The sequence below is a fragment of the Geobacillus sp. YHL genome, from assembly GCF_022341265.1.
Classification (GTDB): Bacteria; Bacillota; Bacilli; order Bacillales; family Anoxybacillaceae; genus Geobacillus; species Geobacillus thermoleovorans.
In genome coordinates this window covers 25,999-50,438 of sequence record NZ_JAEIGB010000010.1, presented here as the reverse complement: position 1 = coordinate 50,438, position 24,440 = coordinate 25,999, and the positions used below count along the sequence as shown (strand labels likewise).

Below are 24,440 nucleotides of genomic sequence, written 5' to 3'. Positions count from 1 at the left end.
TTCACCCACCTACCGCCTGGTTTTTTCGCATTCCTGCTTTCCAAAGCCACTGCACCCCCGCGACAAACACGGCCATCCACCCGACCGCCACCGCAAAGCCGCGCGCCAACTCTCCTCCATCCGCCGCCCCGGTGGCGATTTCAATCGGAAAACTGATCATATAGCGGAACGGCAGCCATTCGCTCCATTCGCGAAGCGCCGGCGGCAAAAACTCAAGCGGCGCAATTCTGCCCGATAAAAACAACGAAATGACATCGATCACGCCGTACACCGCCGCCACCTTTGTGACCCAAAACGCGAGCAGCCCGCACGAGTAGCTCAACAAAAACCGAAGCGCCGCACCCAATACGACCGCCGCCAAAAACAGCACCGCTTGCCCTGCCGTCATATGCGGGCGAAGCGGCGGCCAAAACACCGCCCCCACCAGCCAAACCGGCGCTAAAATGACGGCAAACAGCCATTTGTAAACGATGTTTTCCGCAATCGCCCAATGGATCGGATGAACCGGCCTAAGCAGCAAATTCGAAAACGTCCCTTCGCGAATTTCACGGTCGAGCTCCCATACATCCCACGCGCTCGTCATCCGCTCGACAAAAATGACCGCCATAAAATAGAACAGAAACGACTCGCTCTCTTCCGGATGAATGTTCATCCAGACAAACATCGTAATGAGCGGCTGCGTGATGGCGCCCGTCATCCAGACGAACGTCGCAAGCCGATACGCAAGCATTTCGATGTATTTCATCCGCAATAGGGCGATATATTTGCGAATCATACGTGTTCCTCCCAAAACGCGCGCGCAATCACTTCCTCAAGCGGCGGGTCTTCGATGTTGATGTCGCGGACATCAAACCGTTCCAATAACCGCGCTGCTGTCTCCGCCGCTGTCTCGCGCGCCACCCTGAGCACAATCGTTCCTTCTTCGATTTCCGCGACTTCGCCGTACTCGCTCCAATCGACATTCGGCAGCCGCGAAAACCTGACCTCAAGCCGCTTATACGGAGCCAGCTTCTCCGTCAGCACCGACAAATCCCCGTCGTAAATCAATCGACCGTAGTTAATGATCATCACCCGGTCGCAAAGCGCCGCGACATCCCCCATGTAATGCGACGTCAACAAAATCGTCGTCTCGTGCTCCCGATTGTAGTCGACGATAAAGCGGCGCACGTTTTCCTGCGTATGAACGTCAAGCCCGATCGTCGGCTCATCCAAAAACAACACGTGCGGCCGATGCAAAAGCGCCGCCGCCAGCTCGCAGCGCATCCGCTGCCCAAGCGACAAGCTGCGCGTCGGCTTGTCAAGAAGCGGCGCCAAGTCGAGCAGCTCCGTCAATTCCTCGAGCGTTTGGCGGAACGACCGATCGTCGATGTCATAAATCGCTTTATTGACCAAAAACGTCTCCATCGGCGGAATGTCCCAAATGAGCTGGCTTTTTTGCCCCATCACCAAGCTCATCATTTTTTTAAACTCCGGCTTTTGCTCAAACGGCACAAACCCGCCGACCGTGATCTCCCCTGACGTCGGATGCAAGAGGCCGGCCAACATTTTCATCGTCGTCGTTTTCCCCGCCCCGTTTGGCCCTAAAAAGCCGACGATTTCCCCTTTCTCAATCGTAAACGAAACGTCCTTCACCGCCTCAATGACGCGATAGTCGCGCCGCCATAAATGACGCACCGCCTCAAGCCATCCCGCATCGCGGCGATGGACGCGGAACGATTTATGCAAATGGCTGACACGGATCACAGTGCCCATCCTCCAATAGTGTACTGTTGACATTCTTTTGTTATATCACATCGAGGGGGCGCGCCGCAAAGAAAAACATTTCGCCATCTTTTCTCTATCGTTCCCATCTTTCGTCATGTATAATAGAGAGAGAATCGAACGAGAAAGGGGATTGTCGAATGGGGGACATTACAAATGAAATGATTTGGCAAGCCATTAAAGAACTTGCGGAGCAGCTGCAACAAACGAACGGACAAGTGCAGCAACTGGGCCAACAAGTCCAACACCTTAACAGCCAAGTGCAGCAGCTGAACCACCAAGTACAGCAAACTCATGAGCAAGTCGACCAGCTCGCCAAACAAGTGCAACAAACGAATGAACAACTCAGCCAATTAAGCCAGCAAGTGGCCGACATGGACAAACGGCTCACCGATGTCGCCAACGGCCAAAACATTTTGGTCGAAGAGCTGTTTGAAAACAAAAAGGAGATCAAGCGCGTCAAAACGGCGCTCAATATGTACTAGACGTCAGTCCGCTCCATTTCGTTGATCTCTTCGACGTTTAACGCTTGTTCCATATCCTGTGTGAACATAGCCATCATCAAACAACATCCCCCTGCTTACGTCATACTAAAACTCCGAATCATCGTCGCCGCAAATGAAGCCCGGAAGGTTCTCCTAAACGGATCTTCCGGACTTTCTCATCATGAAAACGGACACGGTCTCGTCTCATCAGCCCAGCATCTCTTTCACCGTCGTTCGCTCCTCAATCACCGATGGATTTCCAAACTAGCCTAGTCCGCTTGCTTTCTTCCATGCCCCCGACTCCTCTACTTATAATTCACTAATACATAGAAAGGTTGTTATTAAGCGTCACCACTTAATAACAACCTTTCGCACGCTTCCAAAAAGGGACTTCAGCTTATCTGTGTCTTTGCCGCCAGTGTCTTCGCCAACTCAATGAAAAAATCAAGCGCCTCCGGATTGGCCATCGAGCCCGGGTTGACCGCCTTTTCGAGCGGGAAGCCTAAGAGCAGCTTGCGGATCGGAATCTCCATTTTCTTGCCGTTTAGCGTTTTCGGAATTTGCTTCACCTCGTAAATTTCATCTGGAACAAAGCGCGGCGAGACGTGTTGCCGAATCGATTGGCGGATGCGTTCTTTCAGCTCGTCATCGAGCACTGCGCCCGGCTTGAGGACGACAAACAGCGGCATGAACGATTGCTTGCCCATCATTTCCAAGTCAACCACAAGACTCTCGAGCACCCCGTCGACCGCTTCGACCGCACGGTAAATTTCGCTCGTGCCCATGCGGACGCCGGCGCGGTTGATCGTCGAGTCGGAGCGTCCGTAAATGACGCATCCCCCTTGTTCGTCAATTTTAATCCAGTCGCCGTGCTTCCAGACGCCCGGGTACGTGTCAAAATAGCTGTTCCGATATCGCTCGCCGTCCGGGTCGTTCCAGAAAAAGAGCGGCATCGACGGCATTGGTTTTGTGATGACAAGTTCGCCGACTTCATTGACAAGCGGCCAACCGTTTTCGTCAAATGCCTGCACATCCGCGCCCAACGCGCGGCACGAGAGGACGCCGGCGCGCACCGGCAAAATGGGGGAGCCGACGACAAACGCGGTGCACACATCCGTTCCCCCGCTGCATGACGCTAGACAAATATCGTCCTTGACGTTTTCATACACCCATGCGAACCCTTCGACCGTCAGCGGCGAACCGGTCGAGAGCACGGCCTCGAGCTTTGACAAGTCATATTGCTCTTTTGGCTTCAGGCCGAGCTTCATGCAGATGTTGATAAACGCCGCGCTTGTGCCAAAATGGGTGATGCCCGCCTTTTCGGCCAAATCCCATAAGACGTTGCCATCTGGATACGTCGGGCTGCCGTCATAGAGCACGATGGTCGACCCGGCCAGCAGTCCGCCGATCAAAAAGTTCCACATCATCCATCCAGTCGTCGTAAACCAGAAAAACGTGCTGTCTTTCGTCAAGTTTTCTGAAATCGTCAATGCTTTCAAATGTTCAAGCAAAATGCCGCCATGCCCCTGGACGATCGGCTTCGGCAAACCGGTCGTTCCCGAGGAATACAAAATCCAAAGCGGATGACGAAACGGAACGTCTTCATAGACGAGTTCCGCCTTGTCCGCCACGACATCATCCCACAGCACGACGCCCTCATCCGGTGCTTCCATCTGCCCGCGCCAATACGGAAGCAGCACCGTCTTTTTCAATGACGGCAATTTGGCGCGCAATTCGGATACGACCGGCATTTTGTCAAATTCTTTGCCGTTGTATTGGCAGCCGTCGACGGCAAACAAGACAGTCGGCTCGATTTGCGCGAACCGGTCAATGACGCTGCCAGCGCCAAAATCCGGCGAGCAGCTTGACCAAATGGCGCCGATCGAGGCGCACGCCAAAAACGCCATCACCGTCTCGGGGATATTCGGCATATAAGCGACGACGCGGTCGCCGCGCTTCACTCCCATCGCTCGCAATGCTTTGGCGATCGCCGCCGTTTTTTCGCCGAGCTCCTGCCAGGACACTTCCCGGTACGGCACGCGCTCTGAACGGAAAATGATGGCCGGGCGGTCGGCGCGCGCATGCCGGAAAATATGTTTCGCATAGTTGAGCGCAGCGCCTGGAAACCACTCCGCCCCTGGCATCTTCCGCTCCCGCAGCACACACTCATACGGCGTTGCCGCCTGAACACCACAATATTCCCAAACCGTTTCCCAAAATGACTCAAGCTCGTCGACCGACCATGTCCACAGCTCGCGGTATGAAGAGAAGGAGAGCCCTTTATGTTCTCTCAACCAATCCATATATCGATGAAGGTTGGAGCTCTTGATTTGTTCCTCCGTCGGCTGCCAAAGAATCGTCCCTTCCGTAATCGCTTTCATTTCATCGTGCGTCAATGGACGCCGTCACCGCCTTTCTGCCGATAATTTGTTCAGACTATTCATATGATAACATGATTTCCTACTGTTTTGAATAGTTGTTGGTTCGACAACTCTGTCAGAAAAAGAAGAAGCAAATGGGTTGACAACAGCGAGGCAACTGGAATATGATAAATTCAAAAGTTGGTCTAATCCAAAAAAATGTCCTTAACAAAAAATATTAACCGGAGGGAAACTTTTATGGCAAAAGCAAAACACTGCCGCCTCTCCGATACGAAACCGGGTGATCGCTTTCGCATCGAAAAGGTTGATGTTCCTGATCCTGTGTTAAAACGACGATTGCTTGATTTGGGATTTGTACCCGGCGGGGAAGTGAAGGTTGGACAAAGAAGCCCGCTTGGCGACCCGACCGCCTATCGCGTTTGTGGCACGACGATCGCATTAAGGAAAGAAGAAAGCGACTATATTTACGGGGAGACGATTGATCATGATGGATAAAACATATACCGTTGCCTTAATGGGAAATCCGAACACCGGCAAAAGCACGTTGTTCAACGTCTTAACGGGCCTGCGCCAACATACCGGCAACTGGCCCGGGAAAACGGTCACTCATGCCGAAGGAGAATGCCGCCACCGCGGCACATTGTACCGGATCGTCGACTTGCCGGGAACGTATTCGCTCTATTCCAATTCAGCCGATGAAGAGGTGGCGCGGGATTTTCTCCTGTTTCAACGTCCTGACGTTACGATCGTTGTGGTCGACGCTACGGCATTAGAACGCAACTTGAATCTAGCGCTTCAAGTATTGGAAATGACCGACCGCGTCATTATCGCTATCAATTTGATGGATGAAGCGAAAAAGAAAGGCATTCATATCAATACAAAAAAATTGGCTGCCAAACTCGGCGTGCCGGTCGTGCCGATCTCGGCCCGCAACCGGGAAGGAATCGATGCACTGCTTGATACAGTGGATGCCATGGCGCACGGCCGCATCAACACCAACCCGCTTTCCATCCGGTACAGCCCGGAAATCGAACGGGGCATTGCCAAACTTCTTCCACTCGTGAAAGACGTGATGGGAGACACGTATCCTGCTCGCTGGATCGCTCTTCGTCTCCTTGACGGCGATACATCGCTGCTTCAAGCGCTGAAACAACCGCCGCAACCATTGATCAAGGAGGGGAACGCGTATGCCTGCTGCGGATCTGTCAAATCAGTTTGACCAGCTAATGAAAGAAGCCAAGTCATTAGCACCGGCTGACACGCGTGAACAGATCGTTTCTGCCATTTTCCAAACGTCAGCTGCGCTTTCTCAAGAATGTGTCACGCATACAGCGGTCGCAAAACGCGATCGAACGGAACAAATTGACCGGATCGTCACGTCGAAGCGGTGGGGATTTCCGATTATACTGGCGCTTCTCGCCGCTGTCCTTTACATGACGATCGCCGGCGCCAACGTATTTTCCGATTCGCTCGCCCTCTTGTTCGGAACGATCGAAACGTATCTCACCATGGCCTTTCAAGCGATTCACGCCCCCGACTGGTTGCACGGCCTCATTGTACTTGGCCTATACCGCGGCACGGCTTGGGTCGTCAGCGTGATGCTGCCGCCGATGGCGATTTTCTTTCCCGTATTCGCTTTGCTCGAAAATTATGGCTACTTGCCGCGTGTCGCCTTTAACATGGATCGCTTGTTTAAAAAAGCGGGGGCGCATGGCAAACAATCACTGACGATGGCCATGGGCTTCGGCTGCAACGCGGCGGCCATCATGTCGACGCGCATTATCGAATCACCGCGCGAACGAATGCTGGCCATTTTGACCAACAACTTCGTCCCCTGCAATGGACGTTGGCCAACGCTGATCCTGCTTTCCTCCTTATTTATGGCAGCCGGCTATACAGGCGGATGGAAAACGTTCGTTACGGCGGGTGTGGTCGTCGCCATGGTGTTGTTTGGCATCGTCGTCACGTTGACCGTTTCATGGGTCTTATCCAAGACGGCCTTGCGCGGCATTCCGACCCATTACACGCTGGAGCTGCCGCCGTACCGACGCCCGAAAATCATGGAGACGATCATCCGGGCCACCCTCGACAAATCACTCTATGTGCTGAAACGGGCGGTAACGGTTGCGGCGCCGGCCGGCATTCTGACATGGGTGCTCGGCAACGTTCACGTGGGAGATACGACCGTGCTGGCGTATTTAGCCGACTGGCTTGACCCATTTGCCAAAGCATTGGGATTGGATGGCTACATTTTGATGGCGTTCATTTTAGGCTTGCCAGCCAATGAAATTGTCGTGCCGATTTTGCTGATGGGCTATTTATCCGCGGGGGCGCTCATCGAAGCCGATGGTCTGCATTCTCTTAAACAACTTTTGCTCGACCACAGCTGGACGTGGCTCACCGCCCTTAATATGATGCTGTTTTCCCTGCTTCACTACCCATGCGGCACGACGCTCGTCAACATTTACAAAGAAACGAAAAGCGCGAAATGGACGTTCGTCGCCTTTGCCTTGCCGACAGCGATTGCCATTGCGGTCACCTTTACGACCGCACAGCTGGCGAGATGGCTCGGGCTCGTATAAACGGCGCAGCCCCGCTTCCCGATCGAGGAAAACGGGGCTGTTTTTTTGGACAACTAGACTTGATAAGAAAAAGCAGTTCTTCACCAAACGTTGTACTGGAAGGCGCCCACTCATAGCTTTCATCCATTTCTTGAATCATGAATGAGGTTGCATGATGGCGCAAGAAACCGATCCGATTGGCCAAGCGCATATTATGGCGATGAACCGAAGAAACAGCGCCGCCTCCAATTCTCCATCCTTCTTCCCTATCTATACTTCCTTGACTTCTTCTAGATGGGAAACATCGCCTTCCACAACCAGGTGAAACACGTCCGCATTCACCTCCACAATCGTCACACTCGTGCCGTACATATACGGCGGCGACCACAGGTGGTCAAGCGGCGTGTCTTTGAACGCCGCCATGAGCGTTTTCAGCACGACGCCGTGAGTGACGATTAACACCGTTTCTCCCTCGTGCCGATCAACGATGCTCTGCACCGCTTCAAGCGCCCGCTGCTGCACGTCACAAAACCGCTCGCCTCGCTGTGGAGCGTACAGATGGGGCGCGTTCCAAAAATGGTCGAACGCGATCGGATCCATTTGCCGAATCTCGTCATGCGTCTTTCCTTCCCAATCGCCAAGATGAATCTCGCGCAGCCGCTCGTCTTGATAGATCGGAATGAGCCGCCCGCCGCGGACAATCTCCGCCGTCTCAAGCGCCCGGCCGCTTGTGCTTGTGTAAATCGCGGCCAATTCCACCGCTTCAAGCCGCTTTCCAAGCCGCATGGCGTCTTGCCGCCCTTTTTCCGTGAGCGGCGAGTCTTGCCAGCCTTGCATCCGCCTTTCGACGTTCCACTTCGTTTCCCCATGTCTGGTCAAATACAAGGTTGTCGCCATGTCTTCCCTCATGTCTCCTCTCTATTAATCTACCTCTCATTCAACCGCCCGCTCAGGCAAGCGAAACGCAACAGATCCGCTTTTGTCCGTTTTCATCTCTGCTTGAATGCCTTTTGGCAACACTGCCATTGGATCTGTATGGCCAAAATCGGCATCATACACAACCGGAAACTCGTACCCGCGTGTCATCCGCTTCGTTTCACGAGTTTCGTTAACTCGATTCTTTCCGGCGTTTCGATGCGCTCGATGGCACGAAACCCATGGCGTTCGTAAAAGCGAATGGCCGGCGCGTTGCCGCTTCCGGTCGTCACGACGATCTCGCTGATCGACGGCTCTTGCTTGATGACAAAGTCGAGCAACGCGCTGGCGATCCCTTGGCGGAAACAATCCGGGTCGACCATCAGCCGGCAAAGGTGAAGCGTCGGGCCGCTTCGCTCATAGGCGATCGCCCCAACGAGCCATTCGCCTTGAAAATAGCCAAAAAAGCGCTCGCCACATCGTTGCAGAGAAGCGATCGTATCGTGAAGCGGCGGGAGCGCTGTGCTGCTGATGAGCTGCGCCTCGATCGCATACGCGCGCCGCTGCAGGCGCAGCACCATAGCGGCCATTTTTTCATCTGCTATGCGGAGTTCCGCAATCATGCTCCTCTCCCTTTCGATGGCGAAAAAGCGGCCGAGCCCGGCCGCTTATCATGAATGAATCACTTCCTCCATCGCCTCTTGCAGCGAATGAAAGCCTTTTTTCTCCCGACCGTCTTTTCGAACGGTCCATTCCTGCTTCTCAAGCGCCAGTTCACCGCGTTCGTTTTTTACAAACGGCATGTGAATGGTGATCATCTCATCGTCTTTGTTGATCGTATAGCCGACATAATAGCGATTGCCTTCACCATGCTCTTCAAAAATGCCGACTTGGTCGAGTCCATAGGCTTCCATCATCGGCTCGAGCGTGTCGATGAACTCCTCAATCACAACGCTTCTTGGCGCAAATTCCATGGTTTTTCCTCCTCTTGCCTAGTCATCAAGTGTAGTTTGCGGCAAGCCGAGGAAACTCATGAGTGGAAATGACCGACTTATGACGAAGGCCCATTGCAAGCCGTGCGGTTGTACTCCTCAAGCCATTGCTGCAACTTTTCCGCTTCGAGCGAGCGGCTGAAGTAAAACCCTTGTGCATAGTCGCAATGCATTTGCGAAAGAAGCGCCACTTGCGATTCACTCTCCACCCCTTCGGCCAATACTTCAATATCCAGGCTTTTTGCTAAATGAATGATCGTATCAACAATCGTTGCATCTTTCGAGTTTTCCGCAATGCCTTCAATGAAACTGCGGTCGATTTTCAACAGCGACACTGGCAAATTGCGGATGTAAGCCAATGATGAAAAACCGGTTCCAAAGTCATCGATCGCCGCCTGCACACCGAGACGTTGCAATTCGGTTAAAATGTGCTGCCCTGTTTCGATGTTTTCCATCAGTCCGCTTTCGGTCACTTCCAAAATGAGCCGATCGGGCGAAAGCCCCGTCTCCCGCAAAATGCGCTTCACATGCTCGATGAGCTCCGGACGATTGAGCAAAAACGGCGACAAGTTGACTGCGAGCTTGAGGCCCGGAAATTTTCTTTCCCACTCTTTCACTTGACGGGACGCCTGTTCCAACACCCATAATGTAATTTCAAAAATAAACCCGCTTTCCTCCGCCAACGGAATGAAATCGAGCGGCGGAATTTCACCGAGCGACGGATGACGCCAGCGCAAAAGCGCCTCAACCCCCATCGCCTTTCCTTTAGCAAGTTGCACTTTCGGCTGATAGCATAAATACAACTGCCCGCGCATAATGGCAAACGGCAAATCTTGCTCGATCACCGCATGCCGATGCTCGGTCGGCCGGTAAAAGGCATAGCCGTTCCGCCCCCGCTCTTTCACTTCGTACAACGCTTGATCGGCATATTTCATCACTTGCTCGATCCGATCGCTGTCTTTCGGGAAAAAAGCGATGCCGATCGACAATGTTGATTGAATCAGCTGTTTTTCGTAATAAAACGGCTCGTGAAACGAACTGACAAGCTGTTCCGCCAAGGCGGTCATCTCTGTTTTCGTTATGTTCGGCAGCAAGAGAACAAACTCATCACCGCCGATGCGGGCAAAAAAGTCGCCGGGACGCAACGCCCGCTCGACGCGCTTGACCGCCTCGCGCAAAAAGTAATCGCCGGCTTGATGGGAAAAATGATCGTTGATCCATTTGAATTTGTCAAAATCCAAATAACAAAGAGCAAACGGCGTCTGACTCGCGATCAGCTCATGAATATGCCGCTCGAAATAGCTGCGGTTGGCGATGCCCGTGAGCGAATCGAAATAGGCAAGTTGGCGCAACTTTTCTTCGTACCGCTTCCGCTCGCTGATGTTTTTCACGGTCACAATGACGCAATCGAGCGTCCCCGCTTCATCGATGATCGCCTTCCCTTGCGCCTCCATCCAAACCCATTCGCCTTTCTCGCCTTGCTTGCGAAATTCGGCGGATTGCGTCTCGTATGTATCGTACAGCTCAGCCAATTTTTGTGCCACGACCGGGGCGTCATCAGGGTGGACAAATGTCAGCACCTCTTCGTATGACACTGGAAGACGCTTGTTTGTTTTTCGCTTCCATGACGGCGGAATGTATGACAACTCACGATTGGGAGAAAAAATCAACACGTAATCGTTCGAATGCTCAACAATCAGCTGCAGACGCCGTTCCGCTTCGGCAAGCCGCGCTTGCAGGCCGCTCTCCTCCGCTTGGCGGCGAAGAACGCATAAGACGGCGGCCGTCTGTCCGTTTTCACCGATGATCGGCGACACGCCCGCAACCAATAAGCCGTCAAGCAACTCCCAGCGAAAGGCAGCCGGGCGCTGTTTCACCCGTTCAACCAACGCCCGTCCTTCGACGGACAGCGTCCTCTGTTCTTCTTCACTCAGCGCCAAGCCGGCAAAAGCCGGATTGTTGTAAATGATCACGCCTTGCAAATTCAAGATGACCACTGCTTCTGTGAAGTGATGGAAAAAGGCCGTATATTTGTCCATGCAATTGCTACCTCGCCGTTTCACCAAAATAAGCGATGTCCACACTTCCATTTTCACGAAAATCACGGCAAAAATCAACAAATTTCGCAAACATTTTGTCAAAAATATGGAACTGCCCACCGGCGGCCTTCCGGTCACCCGGTTTGCCGCTGGCGGGCGCGAGTGGGACACGTTTGGCAGCACGTCCCTCCTTTTGTGTGCACGTACAGGCAGCACGTCGTCCGCTGCATGCCGCTTGCTCCTTTAAAAAAGCGGCGAAGTGGGTTGTCTTTTTGTCCAAACAGGCGGCCGTCTGCTTCATGAATAAGGAAGCGGAAATCATCGCGCAGCCGGTCGGCGACCGGGGCAAGCGACTCATCCTCAAGCCAACGTTCATATACCCAATACACGTAAATCGCAATGTTTTCCCATAAGATAAGCGGCGACACACGAGTCAGGCAACGCAGCTTGGCGACCAGCGGAGCAAACAAGCCAGCAAACACATCGCGCACGACTTGTTCTCGCCAACGACTTCGTTCTCCACGGCACGCCTCCGCTTCCGGCGGCTCAAAGCGAAACCGCGGCATCCACATCTCCCCTTCGCCGTCCGTGTCAAGCCAAATTCGTCCAGGATCGAGCACAAGCCGCTTGTTCCATACCGACATGGCGTATAGCGCCATCGGTGCCAAAAAGCTTAATCGTTTGACGAGCATCGACGCCGAGACGGCATCGTTCGCCGCCCCCATTTCAGCGCGCACATGCGCGACATACTTAACGAGCTGGTCGTCATTATTAAGCAACTGGGCAAACAACATCGATGATGTGGCGCCATCAGCCGCCCCGCTTGAAAAACGGTACGTTTCCAACGCTTTCATTTCGTCTTCACGCAGTCTCATCACGATACGCCTTCTTTCTGTAAAATTCGCCGTCCTTTCCCATACGGAATGCAAAGCGGGGTGCCAAAGATCGGATCGTACGTGATTTGGCAATCCATTTGGAACACATCTTTCACGAGCTGGCGGGAAATGACGTCTTCCGGCTTTCCTTCGGCATACACCGTTTTATCGCGAATGGCGACGAGATGATGGGCGTAACGGCACGCTAAATTCAAATCGTGAAGCACCATGACGATCGTCCGCCGTTCTTTTTCATTCAGCTCAAACAATAAATCTAAAATGTCAATTTGATGCGCGAGATCCAAATACGTCGTCGGCTCGTCAAGCAAAATGATGTCCGTTTCTTGCGCTAATGTCATGGCGATCCATGCGCGTTGGCGCTGTCCGCCGGAAAGCGAATCGACCGGCCGCTCGGCGAATTCGGCGAGTCCAGTTGCCTCTAGGGCCCGCACAACCGCCCGCTCATCTTCGTCACTCCATTGCTTGAACCACGTTTGATACGGGTAGCGTCCTTGCTTCACAAGTTGCAACACGGTCAGTCCTTCCGGAGCCATAGGCGACTGCGGCAAAATGGCGAGCCGGCGGGCGATTTCTTTTGTCGGCTGTTTGGCGATTTCTTTTCCATCCAGCAGCACAGCGCCGCTTGTTGGTTTTAGCAGCCGGGCCAAGGCGCGCAGCAACGTCGACTTGCCGCAGCCGTTCGCGCCGATGAACACCGTGATTTTTCCTTTTGGAATCGTCAAGTCTAAACGGTCAATAACGATCGCCTCGCCATAGGATAGCGTCAACTCTTTCGCCTGCAACCCATGCATGCGCATCCCTCCTTATAATTTCCGACTTCGGTACAATAAATAAATGAAATACGGTGCTCCAATCGCCGCGGTAAACACTCCAGCCGGAATTTCCGTCGGCGCCAAAAGCAGCCGCCCAGCCAAATCCGCCCCCATGACGAACACACCGCCTAACAGCGCAGCGGTCGGAAGAAGAGCGCCAAACGCCGAACCGACAAGGCGGCGCGCCATATGCGGCGCCATCAGCCCGACAAAGCCGATGCCGCCGGCGAAAGCGACCGCGCCGCCGGTGAGCGCGGTGCTAAGCAAAACAAGTCCTAGCCGTTGCCGTTCGACCGCGCCGCCAAGCCCAATCGCCAGCTCATCGCCCAGCTCCTGCACATTGACATGCCGCGCGGCCAATATCGCCACAAGGAGCAGTCCGATGACCCATGGCGCCATGAGCGAAACGTGCTGCCAAGAAGCTCCATACACACTGCCCGTAATCCACACGTTTGCCTGGCTCGCCCGATAGATGGGTCCTGTGATCATCAACAGTGTCGTCAACGCCTGCATGAGCGCAGAAACGCCGATGCCGACAAGCACGAGCCGAAGCGGGGCGAGGCCGTTTTTCCACGCCAGCATATACACGAGCCAAGCAGCGGCCGCTGCGCCGAGAAAGGCGGCAAGCGGCAGCCAGTGGATGCTGACGGTCAAAGAGTTGTTTTCATCGCTAAACAGCGCCAAAAAGCCAACGACCGCGGCCGCCGCTCCGCCGGTGATGCCGAGCACATCCGGCGAAGCGAGCGGATTGCGCACCATTCCTTGCAAAATGGCACCCGCGGCAGCCAGCGCCATCCCCGCCATCCAGGCAACCAATACGCGCGGCAGGCGGAACGTCACAATCACCGTCTGATGAATTTCCTCTCCGTATCCGAACAGCGCGGCAGCGGCCTCAAGCGGGGACATGCGCATTTCGCCGCTGCCAATGCTGATAACGAAAAGGAAGACGGCCGCTGCTATGAGCGCGGCGAGCACCGCAACAGCTTTTTTGTCATAGAAAAACGAGATGTGTTTTCCCATTCGGACCGTGATGTATTTTTTCATTTTGCGGCGATCCCCCTGCGGGCAATGTAGATGAAAAATGGAACGCCGAGCAAGGCGGTGACGATGCCGACCGGCACTTCGCGCGGCATCAGAACGTAGCGCGCCCCAATATCGGCCATAAGAAGCAAAATCCCGCCAAGCAAGGCGCAGTATGGAAGCAGCCAGCGGTGGTCGACGCCGGCCAGCGCCCGCGCCATATGCGGCACCATGATGCCGATAAAGCCGATCGGACCGGCAACAGCGACCGAACCGCCGGCGAGCAGGACAACTAAGAGAGCGGCGGCCGCTTTAATGAAGGTTGTCCGCTGCCCGAGCCCTTTCGCTACATCGTCTCCCATCATTAAGATGTTGACATGGCGCGCCAGCAGCATGGACCCAAGCCAGGCGGCGGCCAAATACGGAAAGACGGCTGCCAACAGCTCGAGCTTCCGGCCGGCGACCGACCCGGCCAGCCAAAAGAGCACTTCTTCAAGCGCTTTTTCATTCATCGCCAGCATCCCTTGCGTCAGCGAGGCAAATAAAGCCGCGACCGCCGTGCCGGCGAGCGTCATTTTGAGCGGGGTCAGCCCGTCCTTCCCCGCGGCGCTGATCACAAACACGATCAACGCCGCCATCGCCGCCCCCATAAATGCGACCCAAGACAACATTTGCAATGAAGAAATGGAAAAAAAGGTGACCATCACAACAATCAAAAAACCGGCCCCGGCGTTAATGCCGAAAATGCCTGGCGAAGCGAGCGGGTTTCGCGTCAGCGCTTGCATGAGCGCTCCGGCCATCGCCAAGCTGGCGCCAACGGCAGCCGCAATCAACGCTCGCGGCAGCCGAACCGTCGCCACGACTAAATGGGCATTCGATCCATCATTGTCGATGAGAGCCGCCACCGCCTGCCGCCAACTCGTATCGGTATATCCGCAAACGATGCTCATCCACATGGCGGCAAGCAGCACAATCAGCAAACCGATGAGGCCAACCATTTTTTGACGGTTTGTCACCAGCATCTCTGAGATCTCCCTTGCTTCATTTTCTATATCTCTATCGTCAAGTCTATTTGATAATGACTCTCATCGTCAATGTTTTTTCACGTTTTCTCATGATTTTTTTATCATTTTTTCGTTTTATAGTTGACAATGATTCTCACTTTTATTACTATATAACACGGAAATGAAATTCATTATCAAATACAAAGGGGGATTGGCTAGTGAAATCACGACATCTCACCCTTTTTTCCGCCTTCATTCTTTCTCTCCTGCTTCTCGCGGGCTGCGGCGGAAAACAGGAAGAAACAGCCAAGCCGGCAAAAAACAAGGAACCGAAAGCGGAAGAAAGCTATACGATTGAACACGCCATGGGCCCGACCGAAATCAAAGGAACACCCAAACGGGTCGTCATTTTGACGAACGAAGGAACAGAAGCGCTTCTTGCGCTAGGCGTGAAGCCGGTCGGCGCCGTCAAATCGTGGACGGGCGATCCGTGGTACGACCACATTAAAGACCAAATGGAGGGCGTCAAAGAGCTCGGTCTCGAATCGGAGCCAAACGTGGAAGCGATCGCCGCCTTGAAACCGGATTTGATCATCGGCAACAAAATGCGCCATGAAAAAATTTACGAACAACTGAAACAAATCGCCCCGACCGTGTTCTCAGAAACGCTGCGCGGCAACTGGAAAGACAACTTTATGCTGTATGCGAAAGCGGTGAACCAAGAAGAGAAAGGAAAACAAATCATTGCGGAATATGACAAGCGCATTGAAGACTTAAAAGCGAAACTCGGCGACAAGTTAAACATGAAAGTCTCGATCGTCCGCTTTATGGCCGGCGACGTGCGCATTTACCATAAAGACTCGTTCTCCGGCGTCATTTTGGATCAACTTGGCTTCGCCCGCCCGGAATCGCAAAACGTAAACGACTTTGCGGAAACCGGCGTGACGAAAGAACGCATTCCAGCAATGGATGGCGACATCCTGTTCTACTTTACATATGAGACGGGGGACGGCAAAGCGAGCGAACTTGAAAAAGAATGGATCAACGACCCGCTCTTTCAAAACTTAAATGTCGCTAAACAAGGAAAAGTATACAAAGTGAGCGACACGATTTGGAACACGGCTGGCGGTGTGCTCGCGGCTCATTTGATGTTGGATGATATTGAGAAATATTTCTTGCAAAGGCAATAATCGCCCGCTAACGAAAGGCAGAAGCGGTCAGCTGCTTCTGCCTTTTTCCTCTTCCATCATTCCTGCCCTGTGGCTCGTCTCGACGCTAACTTCATTTCCCAAGGGCAAAAATATATAGATGCAATTTAAAGCTTTAACATTTTTCGTCTTTGCCGGTCATTGCATCCGACTGTCGAGTGACCGAACAACGCCGCTTCCAGACCCATGAATGGGTCTGTGAAGCGAGTCGTTGTTCGGTCTTCCGTCACGCTAAGGCGTGACGGAGGCAAGCCACACGCTTGCCTTCGACAGTCGAAAATGGGCAAACCACTTTTCTGTCAAGGATATGTTAAACTTCTTTGTTGCATCTATATAGTTGCTGCTTATCCATCGGTATGGTACATTCAAAATGCAAACCTCGCACGGAAAGGAAGAAAGATGGTGAAACGCTCTACCTTCATCACCGCATGTGTATTGTCATTCAGCGTTCTGCTCTCAAGCTGCACCGATGACGGCGTTCAGGAACAAAGCCACTCGCAGATGACGAAAACCGCCACCGGCGATATTCGGGAGACGACAAAATCGATCGAGCATTTGCCAAGCTTTTTGAGCGCGTTTGAAGAAGAGATGGCTGTCTTGTACCAACAGGCTGCTGAACACCGCGAGCTGCTTGAGAATATCCCTTGCTATTGCGGCTGCGGGCAATCAGCTGGCCATAAGAACAATTATGACTGCTTTGTCTATGAAAATAAAAAAGACGGCTCGGTCGTCTGGGATGATCATGCGACCAAATGCGGCGTCTGCCTCGACATCGCCGCTGAATCGATCGCCGCTTACGATCAAGGGAAATCGATCAAAGACATTCGGCATATGATCGATGAAAAATATAAAGAAGGCTACGCCGAACCGACGCCGACAAAGCCGCTCTAATACGAACGAAAAAAAGCGCCAAATCCGGCGCTTTTTTCATTGCAGCCAGTCCCCCGTTTGCCCCACCGAGCGCCCACTGCTTTTCGATCAACAGAAACAAGGCTGCTGAAACTGGATTTCGCTCCTCTCAAGGAGAGTTCACAAAGGCTTCGCACAGGCAACATCAACACCGGCTGAGCGCGGCGTACAAGTCATGCAATGTTTCGATGCCGCGCTGGCGGAATTCATCAAGCAAGATCGCCCATAGCTTCGCCATCGCTTCGACGTCGCCATCCGCCGTATGGCGGCGCGGGCAACGGATGCCATAACAAGCTAACGCATCGTCAAACGTCGGGCACGAATGGCCGATCAGCGTCATCATCGGCTGCAAGTCGACAAAACGTCCGCTCCATTTTTGCCGATAATGGCGCCAAAGGGCATGGCGCAAAAACGCCAAATCATGGCCGATATGATAGCCAATTAAGACGCCGGCGGCAATAAACGGCACAAACGTGCGCAGCGCCTCGGCAAGCGGCGGAGCGAACACCACATCCTTCGCCTCAATGCCGGTCAAGGCGGAGATGTGTTGCGGGATCGGCTTTTCCGGCTTGACGAGCGTCATGTACGCATCCGTCACGACTCCTCCAACCGTTTTCGCTGCCGCCATGGCCAAAATTTCATCGCCTTGCTCCGGGGAAAAGCCGGTCGTTTCCATATCGATGATGACAAACGGGATGTCAGTCAAACGGTCATGCCAATTGATGATGTGCTGTTTTTCCTTTTGCAGCGAGCGCAGCCACATTTCCTGCTGCAGCGAATGGTCATGCCCAAATAAGGCGGATGATGCCTCGCGCGGAACGCCGAGCGACAACAAGCGGAGCGCCCGCTGCCAAAACCGGTGCCGCTCATGCATGAATGCGAGCCACCTGCCGGGCGACAAAGCGCTGCAACCGTTTTGCGGTGCGCATCGCTTGTTTCAGCTGCTTTTGTTCCGTCCGCTCAAGCGCCCGCCATAACACATATTCACGTCCGTCCCCCGCCTCAGTGCTGTACTTAAGGCGAATCGAATAGTAAACAGAAAGCGCCTCGCAAACGGCGTCGGAAAGCGGCGCCGTCAATACGCCCGCCGCCTCAAGCGCCCGCCGCCGCTCTGCCGTGTCCGCCGCTGGGACTCGCGCAAAACAGGCCAACCATTTCAGAGCGTTAGTGAGTTGCACGTAGCCGCTTTGTTTCATATGAACGGCCCCACTGTGCGGCCCCCATCGCTCCGTTTGCACGTTGCCCAGCCAACCGAGCGGAACCGGAGGGAATTGAACGTGCTCCCCCATGCGCGCCAACAGCGGCGGCCGTTTGGCCACCGCCGCAAACAGCGCCTTTCTTGCCTTCTCAGCCAATTCTGCTTCCCCATAAAGAGGCCGCATATCCATTGCAATCAACAAAAAACGAATGTCGTTCGGCCACCCGCTTTCGAAATAGGAAGAAAGTTGTTGCTCCCAACCGCGGACCGACTGCGCCCACCGCTTGTTCGTCGCCATCACGTAACCGGAGCAGTACGGATAGCCGGCCTCATGCAACATGTCCACCCCAACCGCCGCCATATGGCGGATGAATTCATAACAAGCCGCCTCCTCTTCCTCAGGACAGTCGAATAAAATGCCGTGGTCCTGGTCCGTCCAAATCGTCGGCTCACACCGGCCGATGCTTCCCATCACATACCAGCACCACGCCGGGGGACGAATGCCGACCGACCGTTTCATCGTCTCCCGCTCCGCAAGGAAGAACGCGCGGCGAAGGATGGCTTCATGCACACAAACGACGTCGCCTGCAAGCTGCTTCATTTGTTCAGGTGCTAGACAGCGCCGCAGTTCGCGCGCCAGTTCATCATGACAAAAACGAAGTTCGGCGGCCGACTCGGCTGCACTTAGCCGTTCGGCCACCTTTTCCGCCAACGATTCCATCACCTTTCCCCTCCTGGCTACTGCTGGGCGAGGGTCTTGGGCTGATACGCGGGATCGAGCTGTTCCGGATAGCCATAAGAGCCGTGCTCGCTAATATCAAGACCTGAAATTTCTTGTTCCGCCGTCACACGCAGTCCGATCGTTTTCTTCATGGCATATAAGATGATAAACGAAACGGCAGCGACATACACCGCAGCGCCGAGCACCCCGACCGTTTGCACAATCAGCTGATCAAATCCGCCGCCGTAAAACAGTCCGGCCTTCCCGATGCCCGTGATCTCGACTAAACGCGGCGAAGCGAAAAACCCAGTTGAAATCGTGCCGATAATGCCGGCAATGCCGTGGACGGAAAAGGCGTAAATTGGATCATCAATCCCTTTGCGTTCGAAGTAGATGGACGTCCAGAACGTGAACGATCCCGCCACTGCCCCGATGATGACCGCCGCCCACGGTTCAACGAACGCGCACGCCGCTGTAATGGCAACCAATGCCGCCAACACACCGTTGACCATCGCCGGAATGTCCGCTTTGCCGACCAAAATTTTCGCCGTCAAGATCGCAGCAACCGCCCCTGCCGCAGCAGCCAAATTCGTCGTCAGCGCGACATAGCCGAAAAATCCGTCGCCAACCGCCATCGTGCTGCCAGCGTTAAAGCCGAACCAGCCGATCCATAAAATCAAACCGCCAATCACGGTATAAACTTGGTTATGCCCAGGAATGACATTCGGTGTTTTGTCTTTATTGAACTTACCGATGCGCGGGCCGAGCAAGACCGTGGCGATGAGCGCCGCAATCGCCCCCTGCAAATGGACGACCGTCGAACCGGCAAAATCTTGCATCCCGAGTTGCCCGAGCCAGCCGCCGCCCCACACCCAATGGCCGACCACCGGATAAATGGCAATCGTGAAAATCGCCCCGAACAGAAAATAGACCGACAACTTCGCCCGCTCAGCGAAACCGCCCCAAGCAATGGCGAGCGATACACCGGCAAACCCAAGCTGGAACAAAAATTTCAGCTCGAGCGGCACATTCGCCCATGCCAGCGAATCAAACGTCCCTTCTCCGGCCTTTAAAAACCAGCCTTCCGTCCCGATCAACCCGTTTCCGGCGCCAAACGTAATGGCGAAACCGAACGCCCAAAACGCCAACGAAGCGATGGCAAAACTCAATATTTGTTTGCCGGCCACATGCCCGGAGTTTTTCATGCGCGTCGACCCCGCCTCAAGCAAGGCAAATCCGGCCTGCATGCCGATGACGAGCACCGCCGAAAGCATGACCCAGAGGGCATCCAGCCCAAGCGTCAACGTTTTTTCATCCATTTTACGCATCCCCCTTTTGTCATTTATCATCCCTTTTATATGTCATAATATATAACATAAACCAACCAAAAGCAACACGTGTTTTTGGTTGAAATCGGTTTCAAACACAAAAAGTTTGTTAAATTTCTTAACAAAAAAAGAATGCCCCTCATCACGAGGGGCATTCCTCACAGTGTTACGCCACACGAATGGGCTTGCCAAACGGCACGCGCGGCATATAATCGTCCGGCACAAGCCAAAACACTTCATAGTCGACTTGCAGTTCTTCATAAAAATAGCCGGTTACATCGGTGATGTAAAACAACGTATCGATTTTTTGCGCAGCGGCCCATTCCAGCACTTCGGTGTACGACGATTTCCCGTGCTTGAAATATTTAATCGTCGCCACGCCAACCGGAGAGACATCGCGAATTTTAAAATCCGCTTGGACGAGCAGCGTGTCCGGGCGCAGCTTTTCAAACAGCTTCACAATGTTTTGAATGAGCATTGGCCGCTCCGGACGGTTTGATGTGTCGATCGCCAACGCGATGGAATGGTCTTTCCGCTCTTTGAGCAACGCCAATAAAGCCCGCTGCCATCTCACGATGATCATCCCCCTTATATCGGTGAATCGCCGTGCGCACTACTAGTATAGACGACGATGGGGGAAAGTACGAACTGTTTTTCTTTCCTTTTTCCCCTCCCGTTTCACAAACATAAACCAAAACGCCAAGGAACAGCTCCTTGACGTTTCTTACTACTGCGAAAGGGGGATGTTCGAACCATTTTCTTGATTCACTGCCGCCTCAATCGTTCCTTCTGCATACACATCGCTTACCTGTTCGCGCGTCTCAGAGAGCGCCTCATACACAAACGACTCGTCCCCGCCATCTGCCGGATCGTATTGCTGCCCCGCAATCGCAACGGGCCGTTTCTTTTTCGTCATCCACCATTCCTCCTACATGAATGCTGTTTCGTGATTAGTGTGAAAACAAGAGCGAAAAATGAACAGAGGAAGTTTATGGATGATGAATGCATATAGAAAGGCAAACGTGGCAAACTAACGAATAAACAACGATCAAGAGAGGATGATAGCCCCGATGAGAAAGCCAACACGAAACGACAGCGTTGAACAGCAACAAAAAAAGCAGCAACCGGACAAAGACAGGGAAAAACAGCCGGGGTACGGCGATAAAAAACTAGAAGGTCCAAACCATCCAGCAGAATAAAGGCGGCGAATCCCAATGAGACATTTGCTTGCGTTAGTGCTGAAATATTTGCTGACCGCCACGGTGATGTTTGCCATTTTACCGCTGTTTTTGCGCATTTCATCGGCAGAGATTTTATGGTTCAGCCTTTGGCTGACGCTTGTCGCCTATGCGCTCGGCGACTTGTACGTTCTGCGGCGCCTTGGCAACGTCTCAGCGACGATTGCCGACTTTGGACTTGTGTTTGTGGCGGTATGGATCGGCATCGGTGCGTTTTATGACATCGCCGGCGCCGCCATATTAAACGCGGCGTTTTTCTCTGCTCTGCTTACAGCGTTCGGAGAATTGCTGTTTCACGCCTATGTGCTGCGATTTGTCACTGTCGAGCACGGTGAAAAAGACGCCCCGCTCATCGGCCGCCAATGGCAAACGGAGGCGGCAGAAGAGTTTGATGTCCGCGCCGCCCGCCCGGACGGCAACGATCGTGAACGAGCGGAACAAGAGGATGAACAGCATCATCAAGAGCCTCCCCATCCCCCCATCCTATGAAGGAGGAACAAATGTTGGCGGCTGCAGTCTGAGACGCCAGCCGCTTCTCCTTCCTTCCAAACAGGGCTTCAACGTGAATGACTCCACCTTTGTTTGGAACATTCAATGGCTGCATCTCCACTTCGTTTTGGGTTGCGCCCTGTACAAAAGGGAAGTGGGGGAGCTTCAATTGGGAAATCATAACACAGATGGCGAACGAAAAAACGGGTGTCTTCTCGTTCGCTAGACACCCGTTTCGCATGAGGATCTTTGGTTTTTCGGCGCTTTCTTCTACAGCCATGGGCGGATCCATCGGACGTTTGGCCGCAAGCCGAAACAGGACGATCTCCTATCCGCCCTTATTGCTCCGGTCGCTTCAGCGCAAGCAGCGTCTGTTTCAATTCCGCTTCCATCGCCGCCAGCTCGCGTTCGGCCTGCTGCCGTTTTAAGCGGCCTTCCGCTTGGATTTTCAACGTTTCTTCGAGCGTAGCGATCAAATTTTCTTGTGTTCGCTTCAACGTTTCGATATCAACCAAGCCACGCTCGTTTTCCTTGGCGATTTCGATGCTGTTTGTTTTTAACATCTCCGAATTGCGCAATAACAGCTCATTCGTCGTTTCGGCGACCTGCTTTTGCGCCGCAGCCGCCCTTTGCTGCCGAAACAGCGTCAAGGCAATCACGACTTGATTTTTCCAAAGGGGGATGGCATGCAAAATCGACGATTGAATCCGCTCGACAAGCGTTTCGTTCATATGCTGAATCATGCGGATTTGCGGTGCCGTTTGAATCGTCACTTGCCGGCTGAGCTTTAGGTCATGCACCCGCTTCTCAAGCCGCTCGGCAAACTGCCGCAAATCCTGTACATCCTGCCATGCCATTTGGTCGCCGGAGCGCTCCGCTTCCGCTTGCTTTTCTGGAATCGTCTTCGTCCGCAGCTCTTCGAGTTTGTATTCCGCTGCCGCAATATAAATATTGAGCGCTTCAAAATAGTCTTTGTTTTTTTCATAGAGCTTCTCAAGCATCATGATGTCGCGAAGCAACAAATGCCGGTGCTTCTCAAGCCGATCAGCGATTTTGTCAATTTCAACGCCGATTTTTTGGTATTTCGCCACCATCTCTTGCAGCGGCTTGGCCACTGCGCCGAACAAGCGGGACAGCCACCCTTTTTTCGCCGGCATTAGGTCATCGGGGTTGACCTCCTTAATTTTGGCCATCAGTTCGCTGATCACTTCGCCGACCGGCCCAGCGTCTTTCGTTTGCACATGATGCAAAATCGCATGAGAAAACTTCGACAGCTCGGCTTGCGCCGCCACACCGTATTGCAAGACGGCCTGATGGTTGGCCGGGTCGATTTGTTTGGCGAGCGCAAGCGCTTTTTCCCGATGCTCAGGCTTCAACGCATCAAGCGCGCGCGCCGGCTTTTCTTCCTCCTTGAGCCGCGGTTCGGCCGGCGAAGAAAACGGCTTTGCAAGCAGCTCATCAAGGGAACTTGTCCGTTCCAGCCCTTGCAGCCAATCCGTCGATTCCATCCCGTGATTCCGTTCGTCCATCGTCATTCTCCTTTCTTTGACAGCGGCAGACGAAGCCCATCCGATTGTCGGAGCGATCGCTCGAGCCATTTCGCTTCCGTTTGCAGCGACCAGATGTCGTTCGATAACACCTCAAGCAACTGCCGTTCAGCCGCTGAAGTCAGCTCGTCAAGCACTCTTTCCGTCTCCTGCAACGCTTTTGCCATATCGGCGCTTTGCACCGGCTGCTGCGCCAAATAAACGTATTTCTCCACCATCTCCACCGCCGTCGGCCATTCGTTTAAGAAAAATGGCTGGGCGAGGCGCAGTTGATGTGGTTGTTGCTCGATGGCGCGAATGATTCGATCGACGATGGCACTCAACCGGGAAACCGTTTGCCACATCACCACAGAACGAAGCCGATAGCGAGCGCGACGCAGCCGCTTCCATAACGCGCGCGCTTCGCCAAGCTGGCTGCGAACGTAGACAAGCTCCTCAGCGGACACATCAGCCGGCAGGCGATGATGCCGCCTTTTCATGATGGCGGACACCCCCCACATCGCCCCCATTCCGGATAAAATCGAAGGCCAAAAGCGAAAATCAGCAGTGATGAATACGATCACCGCGACGATGACCCCTGCGTTCCATGAGACAAACCAACGCCATATCGTACGAAGCAGCTGCTTCATTGTCCCTCTCCTTCTTTATCTTTTCTTTCATTATAGCATGTCCATTCCATGATACGTACAAGCGCCCAAAGAAGTTTCATCGCCAACTGGACGGCGCGCATAGGACAATGGCCGTTTCGAATAGGCTATAGTAACAGGGCCATCGAAAGGGGAATCGGGATGAAAGCGATCAATTGGCAGCTTGTCTCCTTTGTCGCGATCTCGCTGTTGAAAGAATATTGGTGCTATGCCGGACTGCCGCGCGTCTACTATTGGCAGGCGGCGGATGATGACAAAAAAACTGCCTAACAGCAGAAGGAGGGAACAC

28 protein-coding genes are annotated in these 24,440 nt (G+C 53.6%); 9 read left to right on the top strand and 19 right to left on the bottom strand.

Annotated elements, in window-relative coordinates; genetic code table 11:
* Position 1: 1 nt before the first annotated feature.
* On the bottom strand, positions 2-775 hold the full coding sequence (locus tag JCR24_RS10610) for an ABC transporter permease (RefSeq protein WP_238980591.1): 774 nt from the start codon (positions 773-775) through the stop codon (positions 2-4).
* Positions 772-1,743 carry an ABC transporter ATP-binding protein gene (locus JCR24_RS10605; protein WP_081132509.1) on the bottom strand — a complete coding sequence of 324 codons (972 nt, stop codon included), beginning with the start codon at positions 1,741-1,743 and terminating at the stop codon, positions 772-774. Before JCR24_RS10605 ends, JCR24_RS10610 begins: the two co-directional genes overlap by 4 nt.
* 158 nt (positions 1,744-1,901) lie before the next feature.
* Between JCR24_RS10605 and JCR24_RS10600 the strand changes: the two genes are divergently transcribed.
* Positions 1,902-2,246, top strand: coding sequence for a hypothetical protein (locus JCR24_RS10600; RefSeq protein WP_081132508.1), 345 nt, complete (start codon positions 1,902-1,904; stop codon positions 2,244-2,246).
* A 392-nt stretch (positions 2,247-2,638) separates the two neighbouring features.
* On the opposite strand, the gene JCR24_RS10595 is transcribed toward JCR24_RS10600, so the two are convergent.
* Positions 2,639-4,627: an acetoacetate--CoA ligase gene (locus JCR24_RS10595; RefSeq protein WP_238980611.1), complete on the bottom strand. Its 1,989-nt coding sequence runs from the start codon at positions 4,625-4,627 to the stop codon at positions 2,639-2,641.
* A 237-nt stretch (positions 4,628-4,864) separates the two neighbouring features.
* On the opposite strand from JCR24_RS10595, the gene JCR24_RS10590 reads away from it, so the two are divergent.
* Genes JCR24_RS10590 through JCR24_RS10580 form a run of 3 tightly spaced genes read left to right on the top strand, consistent with a single transcriptional unit; the run spans position 4,865 to position 7,209 of the window.
* The gene (locus JCR24_RS10590) at positions 4,865-5,122 is read left to right on the top strand and encodes a FeoA family protein (protein WP_033008739.1); all 258 of its coding nucleotides are present in this window, start codon (positions 4,865-4,867) and stop codon (positions 5,120-5,122) included.
* Positions 5,112-5,846 carry a FeoB small GTPase domain-containing protein gene (locus JCR24_RS10585; RefSeq protein ID WP_033005361.1) on the top strand — a complete coding sequence of 245 codons (735 nt, stop codon included), beginning with the start codon at positions 5,112-5,114 and terminating at the stop codon, positions 5,844-5,846. The genes JCR24_RS10590 and JCR24_RS10585 overlap by 11 nt, the downstream gene beginning before the upstream one ends.
* Positions 5,815-7,209, top strand: coding sequence for a nucleoside recognition domain-containing protein (locus JCR24_RS10580; protein WP_238980590.1), 1,395 nt, complete (start codon positions 5,815-5,817; stop codon positions 7,207-7,209). Before JCR24_RS10585 ends, JCR24_RS10580 begins: the two co-directional genes overlap by 32 nt.
* Positions 7,210-7,458: 249 nt before the next feature.
* Here JCR24_RS10580 and JCR24_RS10575 read toward each other — a convergent pair whose 3' ends face one another.
* From JCR24_RS10575 to JCR24_RS10535, 9 genes are all read right to left on the bottom strand, one after another.
* The gene (locus tag JCR24_RS10575; RefSeq protein ID WP_025039197.1) at positions 7,459-8,085 is read right to left on the bottom strand and encodes a histidine phosphatase family protein; all 627 of its coding nucleotides are present in this window, start codon (positions 8,083-8,085) and stop codon (positions 7,459-7,461) included.
* Between the two features lie 36 nt (positions 8,086-8,121).
* Positions 8,122-8,274: a peptidase U61 gene (locus JCR24_RS10570; RefSeq protein WP_013145567.1), complete on the bottom strand. Its 153-nt coding sequence runs from the start codon at positions 8,272-8,274 to the stop codon at positions 8,122-8,124.
* Complete coding sequence (locus JCR24_RS10565) at positions 8,271-8,726, bottom strand: GNAT family N-acetyltransferase (protein ID WP_238980589.1); 456 nt, start codon at positions 8,724-8,726, stop codon at positions 8,271-8,273. Before JCR24_RS10565 ends, JCR24_RS10570 begins: the two co-directional genes overlap by 4 nt.
* A 48-nt stretch (positions 8,727-8,774) precedes the next feature.
* The gene (locus tag JCR24_RS10560; protein WP_013145569.1) at positions 8,775-9,077 is read right to left on the bottom strand and encodes a DUF5634 family protein; all 303 of its coding nucleotides are present in this window, start codon (positions 9,075-9,077) and stop codon (positions 8,775-8,777) included.
* 77 nt (positions 9,078-9,154) lie between these two features.
* Positions 9,155-11,134: a putative bifunctional diguanylate cyclase/phosphodiesterase gene (locus JCR24_RS10555; protein ID WP_025039196.1), complete on the bottom strand. Its 1,980-nt coding sequence runs from the start codon at positions 11,132-11,134 to the stop codon at positions 9,155-9,157.
* A 134-nt stretch (positions 11,135-11,268) separates the two neighbouring features.
* Entirely contained in the window at positions 11,269-12,009 is a 741-nt protein-coding gene (locus tag JCR24_RS10550) for an IucA/IucC family C-terminal-domain containing protein (RefSeq protein WP_238980588.1), read from the bottom strand.
* Entirely contained in the window at positions 12,009-12,821 is an 813-nt protein-coding gene (locus JCR24_RS10545) for an ABC transporter ATP-binding protein (protein WP_011230957.1), read from the bottom strand. Before JCR24_RS10545 ends, JCR24_RS10550 begins: the two co-directional genes overlap by 1 nt.
* Before the next feature lie 12 nt (positions 12,822-12,833).
* A complete protein-coding gene (locus JCR24_RS10540; RefSeq protein WP_238980587.1) occupies positions 12,834-13,886 on the bottom strand; it encodes a FecCD family ABC transporter permease in 1,053 nt (350 codons plus the stop codon).
* Entirely contained in the window at positions 13,883-14,884 is a 1,002-nt protein-coding gene (locus tag JCR24_RS10535) for a FecCD family ABC transporter permease (RefSeq protein ID WP_014195635.1), read from the bottom strand. The genes JCR24_RS10540 and JCR24_RS10535 overlap by 4 nt, the downstream gene beginning before the upstream one ends.
* Before the next feature lie 200 nt (positions 14,885-15,084).
* On the opposite strand from JCR24_RS10535, the gene JCR24_RS10530 reads away from it, so the two are divergent.
* On the top strand, positions 15,085-16,056 hold the full coding sequence (locus tag JCR24_RS10530) for an ABC transporter substrate-binding protein (RefSeq protein WP_238980586.1): 972 nt from the start codon (positions 15,085-15,087) through the stop codon (positions 16,054-16,056).
* Between the two features lie 417 nt (positions 16,057-16,473).
* The gene (locus tag JCR24_RS10525; RefSeq protein ID WP_174435194.1) at positions 16,474-16,965 is read left to right on the top strand and encodes a PCYCGC motif-containing (lipo)protein; all 492 of its coding nucleotides are present in this window, start codon (positions 16,474-16,476) and stop codon (positions 16,963-16,965) included.
* A gap of 163 nt (positions 16,966-17,128) precedes the next feature.
* On the opposite strand, the gene JCR24_RS10520 is transcribed toward JCR24_RS10525, so the two are convergent.
* From JCR24_RS10520 to JCR24_RS10500, 5 genes are all read right to left on the bottom strand, one after another.
* Positions 17,129-17,857 carry a 3'-5' exonuclease gene (locus JCR24_RS10520; protein WP_238980585.1) on the bottom strand — a complete coding sequence of 243 codons (729 nt, stop codon included), beginning with the start codon at positions 17,855-17,857 and terminating at the stop codon, positions 17,129-17,131.
* On the bottom strand, positions 17,850-18,902 hold the full coding sequence (locus tag JCR24_RS10515) for a DUF294 nucleotidyltransferase-like domain-containing protein (RefSeq protein WP_238980610.1): 1,053 nt from the start codon (positions 18,900-18,902) through the stop codon (positions 17,850-17,852). The genes JCR24_RS10520 and JCR24_RS10515 overlap by 8 nt, the downstream gene beginning before the upstream one ends.
* A 17-nt stretch (positions 18,903-18,919) precedes the next feature.
* A complete protein-coding gene (locus JCR24_RS10510; RefSeq protein ID WP_238980584.1) occupies positions 18,920-20,221 on the bottom strand; it encodes an ammonium transporter in 1,302 nt (433 codons plus the stop codon).
* Between the two features lie 175 nt (positions 20,222-20,396).
* Positions 20,397-20,804 (bottom strand): VWA-like domain-containing protein, encoded by a 408-nt coding sequence (locus JCR24_RS10505; protein ID WP_013523547.1) that lies wholly within the window; start codon positions 20,802-20,804, stop codon positions 20,397-20,399.
* A gap of 153 nt (positions 20,805-20,957) precedes the next feature.
* A complete protein-coding gene (locus tag JCR24_RS10500; RefSeq protein ID WP_014195626.1) occupies positions 20,958-21,146 on the bottom strand; it encodes a YozQ family protein in 189 nt (62 codons plus the stop codon).
* 154 nt (positions 21,147-21,300) lie between these two features.
* Here JCR24_RS10500 and JCR24_RS17485 point away from each other — a divergent pair, with 154 nt between their 5' ends.
* Positions 21,301-21,429, top strand: a complete 129-nt coding sequence (locus tag JCR24_RS17485) for a hypothetical protein (protein ID WP_255781797.1) — start codon at positions 21,301-21,303, stop codon at positions 21,427-21,429.
* Positions 21,430-21,444: 15 nt separating this feature from the next.
* Complete coding sequence (locus tag JCR24_RS10495; RefSeq protein ID WP_013145584.1) at positions 21,445-21,957, top strand: YndM family protein; 513 nt, start codon at positions 21,445-21,447, stop codon at positions 21,955-21,957.
* Positions 21,958-22,295: 338 nt separating this feature from the next.
* Here the strand turns inward: JCR24_RS10495 and JCR24_RS10490 are convergent, their stop codons facing one another.
* Positions 22,296-23,486, bottom strand: coding sequence for a toxic anion resistance protein (locus JCR24_RS10490; protein ID WP_238980583.1), 1,191 nt, complete (start codon positions 23,484-23,486; stop codon positions 22,296-22,298).
* Positions 23,487-23,488: 2 nt separating this feature from the next.
* The gene (locus tag JCR24_RS10485; RefSeq protein WP_014195622.1) at positions 23,489-24,133 is read right to left on the bottom strand and encodes a 5-bromo-4-chloroindolyl phosphate hydrolysis family protein; all 645 of its coding nucleotides are present in this window, start codon (positions 24,131-24,133) and stop codon (positions 23,489-23,491) included.
* Between the two features lie 159 nt (positions 24,134-24,292).
* Between JCR24_RS10485 and JCR24_RS17480 the strand changes: the two genes are divergently transcribed.
* Positions 24,293-24,421, top strand: a complete 129-nt coding sequence (locus JCR24_RS17480) for a hypothetical protein (RefSeq protein WP_013145587.1) — start codon at positions 24,293-24,295, stop codon at positions 24,419-24,421.
* Positions 24,422-24,440 lie beyond the last annotated feature (19 nt).

Bases quoted from the DNA above. Each gene is read 5' to 3' on its own strand.
- JCR24_RS10610 (WP_238980591.1), bottom strand. From the start codon at position 775: ATGATTCGCAAATATATCGCCCTATTGCGGATGAAATACATCGAAATG.
- JCR24_RS10600 (WP_081132508.1), top strand. From the start codon at position 1,902: ATGGGGGACATTACAAATGAAATGATTTGGCAAGCCATTAAAGAACTT.
- JCR24_RS10595 (WP_238980611.1), bottom strand. From the start codon at position 4,627: ATGAAAGCGATTACGGAAGGGACGATTCTTTGGCAGCCGACGGAGGAA.
- JCR24_RS10590 (WP_033008739.1), top strand. From the start codon at position 4,865: ATGGCAAAAGCAAAACACTGCCGCCTCTCCGATACGAAACCGGGTGAT.
- JCR24_RS10585 (WP_033005361.1), top strand. From the start codon at position 5,112: ATGATGGATAAAACATATACCGTTGCCTTAATGGGAAATCCGAACACC.
- JCR24_RS10580 (WP_238980590.1), top strand. From the start codon at position 5,815: ATGCCTGCTGCGGATCTGTCAAATCAGTTTGACCAGCTAATGAAAGAA.
- JCR24_RS10575 (WP_025039197.1), bottom strand. From the start codon at position 8,085: ATGGCGACAACCTTGTATTTGACCAGACATGGGGAAACGAAGTGGAAC.
- JCR24_RS10570 (WP_013145567.1), bottom strand. From the start codon at position 8,274: ATGACACGCGGGTACGAGTTTCCGGTTGTGTATGATGCCGATTTTGGC.
- JCR24_RS10565 (WP_238980589.1), bottom strand. From the start codon at position 8,726: ATGATTGCGGAACTCCGCATAGCAGATGAAAAAATGGCCGCTATGGTG.
- JCR24_RS10560 (WP_013145569.1), bottom strand. From the start codon at position 9,077: ATGGAATTTGCGCCAAGAAGCGTTGTGATTGAGGAGTTCATCGACACG.
- JCR24_RS10555 (WP_025039196.1), bottom strand. From the start codon at position 11,134: ATGGACAAATATACGGCCTTTTTCCATCACTTCACAGAAGCAGTGGTC.
- JCR24_RS10550 (WP_238980588.1), bottom strand. From the start codon at position 12,009: ATGAGACTGCGTGAAGACGAAATGAAAGCGTTGGAAACGTACCGTTTT.
- JCR24_RS10545 (WP_011230957.1), bottom strand. From the start codon at position 12,821: ATGCATGGGTTGCAGGCGAAAGAGTTGACGCTATCCTATGGCGAGGCG.
- JCR24_RS10540 (WP_238980587.1), bottom strand. From the start codon at position 13,886: ATGAAAAAATACATCACGGTCCGAATGGGAAAACACATCTCGTTTTTC.
- JCR24_RS10535 (WP_014195635.1), bottom strand. From the start codon at position 14,884: ATGCTGGTGACAAACCGTCAAAAAATGGTTGGCCTCATCGGTTTGCTG.
- JCR24_RS10525 (WP_174435194.1), top strand. From the start codon at position 16,474: ATGGTGAAACGCTCTACCTTCATCACCGCATGTGTATTGTCATTCAGC.
- JCR24_RS10520 (WP_238980585.1), bottom strand. From the start codon at position 17,857: ATGCATGAGCGGCACCGGTTTTGGCAGCGGGCGCTCCGCTTGTTGTCG.
- JCR24_RS10515 (WP_238980610.1), bottom strand. From the start codon at position 18,902: ATGGAATCGTTGGCGGAAAAGGTGGCCGAACGGCTAAGTGCAGCCGAG.
- JCR24_RS10510 (WP_238980584.1), bottom strand. From the start codon at position 20,221: ATGGATGAAAAAACGTTGACGCTTGGGCTGGATGCCCTCTGGGTCATG.
- JCR24_RS10500 (WP_014195626.1), bottom strand. From the start codon at position 21,146: ATGACGAAAAAGAAACGGCCCGTTGCGATTGCGGGGCAGCAATACGAT.
- JCR24_RS17485 (WP_255781797.1), top strand. From the start codon at position 21,301: ATGAGAAAGCCAACACGAAACGACAGCGTTGAACAGCAACAAAAAAAG.
- JCR24_RS10495 (WP_013145584.1), top strand. From the start codon at position 21,445: ATGAGACATTTGCTTGCGTTAGTGCTGAAATATTTGCTGACCGCCACG.
- JCR24_RS10490 (WP_238980583.1), bottom strand. From the start codon at position 23,486: ATGGACGAACGGAATCACGGGATGGAATCGACGGATTGGCTGCAAGGG.
- JCR24_RS10485 (WP_014195622.1), bottom strand. From the start codon at position 24,133: ATGAAGCAGCTGCTTCGTACGATATGGCGTTGGTTTGTCTCATGGAAC.
- JCR24_RS17480 (WP_013145587.1), top strand. From the start codon at position 24,293: ATGAAAGCGATCAATTGGCAGCTTGTCTCCTTTGTCGCGATCTCGCTG.